The sequence below is a fragment of the Salinicola rhizosphaerae genome, from assembly GCF_014652715.1.
Lineage (GTDB): Bacteria > Pseudomonadota > Gammaproteobacteria > Pseudomonadales > Halomonadaceae > Salinicola > Salinicola rhizosphaerae.
In genome coordinates this window covers 289857-296654 of sequence record NZ_BMZI01000001.1, presented here as the reverse complement: position 1 = coordinate 296654, position 6798 = coordinate 289857, and the positions used below count along the sequence as shown (strand labels likewise).

4 protein-coding genes are annotated in these 6798 nt (G+C 64.4%); 2 read left to right on the top strand and 2 right to left on the bottom strand.

Features of this window, described 5'->3' with window-relative positions; genetic code table 11:
• A partial coding sequence (locus IE125_RS01200) for a hypothetical protein (protein ID WP_229808861.1) occupies positions 1-291 on the bottom strand: 291 nt, incomplete at its 3' end.
• A gap of 254 nt (positions 292-545) precedes the next feature.
• Entirely contained in the window at positions 546-4001 is a 3456-nt protein-coding gene (locus IE125_RS01195; protein WP_189442765.1) for a transglutaminase family protein, read from the bottom strand.
• A 292-nt stretch (positions 4002-4293) separates the two neighbouring features.
• On the opposite strand from IE125_RS01195, the gene IE125_RS01190 reads away from it, so the two are divergent.
• The gene (locus IE125_RS01190; protein ID WP_189442764.1) at positions 4294-5745 is read left to right on the top strand and encodes a circularly permuted type 2 ATP-grasp protein; all 1452 of its coding nucleotides are present in this window, start codon (positions 4294-4296) and stop codon (positions 5743-5745) included.
• 3 nt (positions 5746-5748) lie between these two features.
• Positions 5749-6747, top strand: a complete 999-nt coding sequence (locus IE125_RS01185; protein WP_189442763.1) for an alpha-E domain-containing protein — start codon at positions 5749-5751, stop codon at positions 6745-6747.
• Positions 6748-6798 lie beyond the last annotated feature (51 nt).

The following is a 6798-nucleotide window of genomic DNA, read 5'->3' as shown; positions in this document are numbered from 1 at the left end:
AAACTGCCACTCGCGCGGCGAAACGACCAGCGGCAGCGGGTCGAGCCGCCACTGACGCTGAACGCCACTGTCGTCCGCCCCCTGGTTGAACGTGATTCCGTTGTCATGCAGTAACGCCTGAATCTCTTCGCCGCGCAGGGCAAGCGTGCGGGCACCCAGCGTCTGCAGCGCACCCAGCAGCGGCGTCCAGCGCCGACGCAGGGCGCCATCACGATTCATCAGCGTGTCGTAGCCCTCGCGGGGGCGATATGCATCTAGCCACGCAGTGGCTGGCGTTTCTATCGCGGCCATGGCGATCTATCTAACCTCATCGAGGGCATGCCTTGCCCGAATCGACCCGACGCCACGCCGGGTGTCGTTACATCCACGTTATCGACATCCAGGTTATCGGCGTCGGCGAGACAGGATTGAATGGCCTGTCATCCGTCCAGCGCCGAATCGGCGTTATCCCACCGCCGATCGGTGCTGCATCAAAATTGATCTAGATGATACGTCAGGCCCGCAGTCCGATCGACTGGAAAATCACGATTCTCCGCCGATCTTCCTCAATCACCGGCCCACTGGCGCAGATCCAGCGTGCAGGGATAGTCCTTGCCGATCGATTTTTCCGGGGTCTCCTGGCTGCCCTGGCGGTGTCCGTGGGCCCAGAACCGTGCCAGACGCCTCGCTTCCGCCTCGTTGGCGTTGACCGGAAACGTCTCGAAATTGCGTCCGGCCGGATGCGCGACATGATAGGTGCAGCCACCGATCGAGCGGCGATTCCAGGTATCGACGATATCGAACGTCAGTGGCGCATGGACCGGAATGCGCGGATGCAGCGCCGACGGCGGCTGCCATGCGCGGAAGCGCACCCCGGCCACGGCTTCGCCATTGCGATCCGTTCGCCGCAATGGGACCCGATGACCGTTGCAGGTCACGACATAGCGATCACCGCTCATGCCGCTGACCTTGACCTGAACGCGCTCGAGAGACGAGTCGACGTAGCGCGATGTGCCGCCGCCGCTCGCTTCCTCGCCGAGCACATGCCAGGGTTCGATCGCCTGGCGCAGCTCCAGCTCCACCCCGCGATACTGCACCCTGCCGAGTACCGGGCAACGAAACTCCAGGAACGGCGCGAACCAGGCCGCCTCGAACGGCATACCGGCATCACCGAGTTCCGCCAGCACTTCTTCGAGATCGCTCCAGAGATAGTGCGGCAGCATCCAGCGATCATGCAGCGCCGTGCCCCAGCGCACCAGCCCGCCAAAGTCCGAGCGCTCCCAGAACCGTGCCACCAACGCACGCACCAGCAGCCCCTGCATGAGACTCATGCGGGCGTGCGGCGGCATCTCGAAGCCTCGTAGCTCCAGCAGACCGAGGCGTCCGGTATCGCTGTCGGGCGAGTAGAGTTTATCGATACAGAATTCGGCACGGTGCGTGTTGCCGGTCAGATCCGTCAGCAGATGTCGAAACAGACGATCGACCAGCCAGGGCGGCGGTTCGCTTCCGGACGTCGCGCCTGCGGCTTCGTCGCGCTCGCGGGCCAGCTGATCGAGCGCGATCTCGAGCTCGTACAGCGACTCGTGGCGCGCCTCGTCGACACGGGGCGCCTGGCTGGTCGGCCCGATGAAGAGACCCGAGAAGAGATAGGAGAGCGCCGGATGGCGCTGCCAGTAGCTGACCATGCTGGCCAGCAGCGTCGGTCGGCGCAGGAACGGCGAGTCCGCCGGCGTAGCCCCGCCCAGCGTGACGTGATTCCCTCCGCCAGTGCCGGTGTGGCGTCCGTCGAGCATGAATTTTTCGGCGCCGAGACGCGTCTGTCGCGCGGCCTCGTAGAGTGTCTCGGTCTGCGCGACCAGCGCCGACCAGCTCTTCGCGGGCATGATATTGACTTCGATGACGCCAGGATCCGGGGTGATCATGAACTGCTCGAGACGCGCATCGGCGGGCGGCGAGTACCCCTCGACGAAAACGGGCATTTCGAGCGTCGCCGCGGTCGACTCGATCGCGGCGATCAGTTCCAGATAGTGCTCGAGTCGGGTAAGCGGCGGTACGAAAACATAGAGCTGCCCTTCTCGCGCTTCCACGCAGAGACCGGTACCTACCGGCTCGTCGTCTACAGGGAGCCCTTGGGGTGGTTCCTCCTGATCCGTTCGGTCATCCGCGGCGCGCACAGCGGATGAGTCCCTGCCATCTTCGGTATCAGCGATAGCCCGATGCACCCCGCCCGCAAGCGAGCCGTAAGGGAGGCTCTCGGCATTTTCAGCGCGCGCATCACGGCGCTCGCCGCCCGCCATTTGCCGAACGGCATGGAAGCGCCGGGTGACGGCATCCGCCGGATCGCCGAGCGCAGCATCGGGCGCCCACAGCGAGTGCGGGTGATCGACGTCGCGAAACGCCGCCTGCGGCAGCGAGGAGAGCGGCAGCCGCAGGCCCATCGGTGAATCACCGGGAATCAGGTAAAGATGGTCGCGCCGCAGCGGCCACGGACCGCTCTGCCAGCGGTGGCGGCGCTCGTCGTAGCGCAACGGCAGCGCGTAGCCGGTGACGCTGCCGAGTCCGCGCTCGAGCAGTCTCGCCAGGCGCCGTCGTTCTTCATCGTCTTGCAGATCATGGGCGCGCGGGTCGACATCGACCGCCAGCGTCTGCTCGCGCCACAGGTGGTAAAACGCGTCTTCGTAGCCGGGCAGCAGGTCAGTCCGGCTCACGTCCAGATGATCGGCGAGCGTCTCGGCAAATTGCAGCGCTTGTGCCGGGCCGTAGCCGGGCGATGCGCCCTCGTCGGCGAGCCAGCGCTCGTCTCGCCAGACGGGCAGGCCATCGCGACGCCAGTAGCAGGCCAGCGCCCAGCGCGGCAGCGGTTCGCCGGGGTACCATTTGCCCTGCCGATAGTGGAGCAATCCCTGCGGCGCGAAAGCCGCGCGCAGTCGCTTGAGCAGCGCGCCGGCCATGCGACGCTTGGTCGGCCCCTGCGCCGCGATATTCCACTCGGGCGCCTCCATGTCGTCGATCGCGACGAAGGTTGGCTCGCCGCCCATGGTCAGGCGGACGTCACCGGCGATCAGACGCTGATCCACCTGCTCGCCGAGCTGCTGAATCGCCTGCCACTGGCTCTCGCTGTAGGGCCGAGTGACACGCGGGTCTTCATGAATGCGCGAAAGCGTCATGCTGAAATCGAACGAGACTTCGCACTCGTCAGAGTAGCCGACGATCGGTGCGGCGCTCGAGGGTTCGGGCGTGGCCGCCAGCGGAATGTGCCCTTCCCCTGCCAGCAGTCCTGACGTCGGGTCCAGTCCGATCCAGCCGGCGCCCGGCACGAACACCTCGGTCCACGCATGCAGGTCGGTGAAGTCGACCTCGGTGCCTGACGGCCCGTCGATCGCCTTGACGTCGGCGGCCAGCTGGATCAGATAACCGGAGACGAACCGCGCGGCGAGACCCAGATGGCGCAGAATCTGGACCAGCAGCCAGGCGGAGTCGCGACATGAGCCGCAGCCTTTCTCCAGTGTCTCTTCCGCTTTCTGGACGCCGGGCTCCATGCGCACCAGGTAGCGGATATCCTGCTGCAGACGCTGATTGAGCGCCACCAGAAAGTCGGTGATGCCACGTCGCTCCAGCGGCACTTCACGCAGCCAGGCGAGCAACCTTTCGCCACGCTCGGTGATTTCCAGGTAAGGACCGAGCTCCTTGCGCAGCGATTCCGGGTAATCGAACGGAAAATGCTCGGCGTAACGCTCGACAAAAAAGTCGAACGGATTGATGACCGTCATCGGCGCGATCACCTCGACGGCGACATCAAGACGTGTCACGGGCTCGGGAAAGACGACCCTTGCCACCTGGTTGCCGAACGGGTCCTGCTGCCAGTTGAGAAACTGCGGCTTGGCCGAGATATCGAGCGAGTATGCCTCTATCGGCGTGCGGCAGTGAGGCGCGGGACGCAGTCGGATCAGATGCGGAGAGAGTCGCACCGGGCGGTCGAAGAGATAGGTGGTTCGGTGGGACAGCGCAACACGTAAGGTCATGACGGTCTCTCGTCCGATGGGCGATCTTGTTGTGGTCGAGCACGCTGCGGTTCGCACCGAGCGCGTCCGCTACCGGCGACGAGTGCCGGCCCGGCGGAATCGACGTCGCGGGTTGAACTAATTCACGCTAACAGCGTAGGCGCCCAGCGTGACATCTGCAGCCTCTCCTCACTATGCTTAGAAAGACGTCAACGCCGTGTATCCCTTTCGTGTATACACGGTTTTGCCGATACGGGCGACGCGACAACACTCGAACAACGCGTCTTCGATCCCGCCGAAAGGAGCCTCCCGCATGGGCAATGTGGAATGGAAGCAGTATCCGAGCCAGCAGTTCTACGATGAGCTGCTCGACACACGCGGCATACCGCGAGACGCCGCCAAGCCGCTCTGCGACATTCTCGCCAGCTTTACCGCTAAGGAACTCAGCGAGCGCAAGACCGCTGCCGAAGTGGCCATCCGCACCATGGGAATCACCTTCACGGTCTACTCCGAAGGCAGCACCATCGACCGCGCCTGGCCTTTCGACATCGTGCCACGCGTGATTCCTGCCAACGAGTGGCGGGCGGTGGAAGCCGGCCTCAAGCAGCGCGTCGACGCGCTCAATCTCTTCATCGACGATCTCTACCACGATCAGAAAGTGATCAAGGACGGCATTCTGCCCAAGGAGATCCTCGCGCAGTCGGTCAACTTCCGCCCTCAATGCATGGGCATCGACCCGCCGCACGGCGTATGGGCCCATATCTGCGGCTCCGACCTGGTTCGCGATGGGGACGGCAGCATCTATGTCCTCGAGGACAACCTGCGCGTTCCCTCCGGCGTCTCGTACATGCTCGAGAACCGCAACGTCACCAAACGCGTACTGCCGGAATTGTTCGAAACCGGACGCATCCTGCCGGTCGACGACTATCCGGCACAGCTCTACGACATGCTCGCCAGCATGTCTCCGCGGCCCGGCGACGAGCCGCAGATCGTGGTACTCACGCCCGGTATCTACAACTCGGCCTATTACGAGCATGCCTACCTCGCCCAGCAGATGGGCGTCGAACTGGTCCAGGGCTCCGATCTGATGGTCGACGACGATGACATCGTCTACATGCACACCGTCGATGGTCTCAAGCGCGTCGACGTGATCTACCGTCGCGTCGACGACCTATTCCTCGATCCGGAAGCGTTCCGCTCCGACTCCATGCTCGGTACGCCCGGCCTGATGCGGGCCTGGCGCGCCGGTAACGTCGCTCTGGCGAACGCCCCGGGCGCCGGTGTCGCCGATGACAAGGTCGTCTACGCCTTCGTGCCGACGCTGATCCAGTACTATCTCGATCAGCAGGCACTGCTGCCCAACGTGCCGAGTTATCTCTGCATGCGCGACGATGACCGACGCTACGTGCTCGATCATCTCGATGAACTGGTGGTCAAACCGGCCAACGAGTCCGGCGGCTACGGCATGCTGATCGGTCCGCGAGCCACCGCCGAAGAGCGCCGCGAGTTCGCCAAACGCATCGAGGCCGACCCGCGCAACTACATGGCGCAGCCGACGCTTGCGCTCTCCACGGCGCCCACGCTGTTCGACGGCGTACCCGAGCCCCGCCATGTCGATCTGCGTCCGTTCATCCTCTCCGGGCCGGAAACCCACGTGACCATGGGCGGACTGACCCGTGTCGCGCTGGTCAAGGACTCTCTGGTGGTCAACTCGTCGCAAGGTGGCGGGAGCAAGGACACCTGGATCGTCGAGACGGAGGAGTAACCCATGCTGTCGAGAGTCGCCGAAAACCTTTACTGGATGGCGCGCTACATCGAGCGTGCCGAAGACACCGCGCGGTTGATCAGCGTCAACAGCAACCTCCTGCTCGACATGCCCGGGCGCGCCGCCCTGAGCTGGTCGACCCTGATCGACATTACCGGCAGCGGCGAGACCTTCGATTCCCTCTTCGACGAGCGCAACGAGCGCAACGTCATCGACTTTCTTTGCCTCTCTCGAGATCACGACGGTTCGATCCTCTCCTCGCTCGCCAACGCCCGCGAGAATCTGCGTACCACGCGCGACGTCGTGCCGCGAGAGATCTGGGAGGAGATCAACCAGTGCTACCTGGAGATCAGCGAGCAGAGCCAGAGCGGGCTCAAGCCGCGCACCCGGGATGGCTTTCTCAAGAGCGTGACGCGCGCCTGTCAGACGCTGACCGGACTGATCGAAGGCACCCTGAGTCACACCGAAGCGAGAACCTTCCTCTCGCTCGGTCGCCATCTCGAACGGGCGGACATGACAACGCGCATCATCGATGTGCGCTCGGGCAATCTGCTGCCGCGCAACCCCGAAGAGCTGATTCCGTTCGAGCATCTGCAGTGGATGAGCGTCTTGAAATCGCTGACCGCTTATCAGATGTATCGCCAGGAAGTGCGTCTACGCGTTCGCGGGCCGGACGTGCTGCGATTTCTGCTGCAGGATCGCACGCTGCCCCGCTCGGTGCTGCGAAGCCTGGAAGAGGTCAGCTGGGAGCTGCAGTCGCTGCCCAACCACGATCGGCCGCTGGCCGTCGCCACGCTCGTGCGCGCCGAGGTCGCGGAGGCAGACGTGCAAGCGCTCGCCCGTGCGCCCGACGAGCTGCATCAATTGATCGACGAGTTCCAGATCGGCTTCAACAACCTGCATGAAGCGATCGCGAGCGCCTACTTCGCCGTGCGCGAGCGCCCCCTCAGGGCGCCTCAGGCTCAGGAGCAGAGCGCGCTCATCGACGATGACGACGACTGAGCGACCACCAAGCCCCCGTCGGCGGGATCGCGGCGGGGGCATGGCAACGCT

Bases quoted from the DNA above. Each gene is read 5' to 3' on its own strand.
- IE125_RS01185 (WP_189442763.1), top strand. From the start codon at position 5,749: ATGCTGTCGAGAGTCGCCGAAAACCTTTACTGGATGGCGCGCTACATC.
- IE125_RS01190 (WP_189442764.1), top strand. From the start codon at position 4,294: ATGGGCAATGTGGAATGGAAGCAGTATCCGAGCCAGCAGTTCTACGAT.
- IE125_RS01195 (WP_189442765.1), bottom strand. From the start codon at position 4,001: ATGACCTTACGTGTTGCGCTGTCCCACCGAACCACCTATCTCTTCGAC.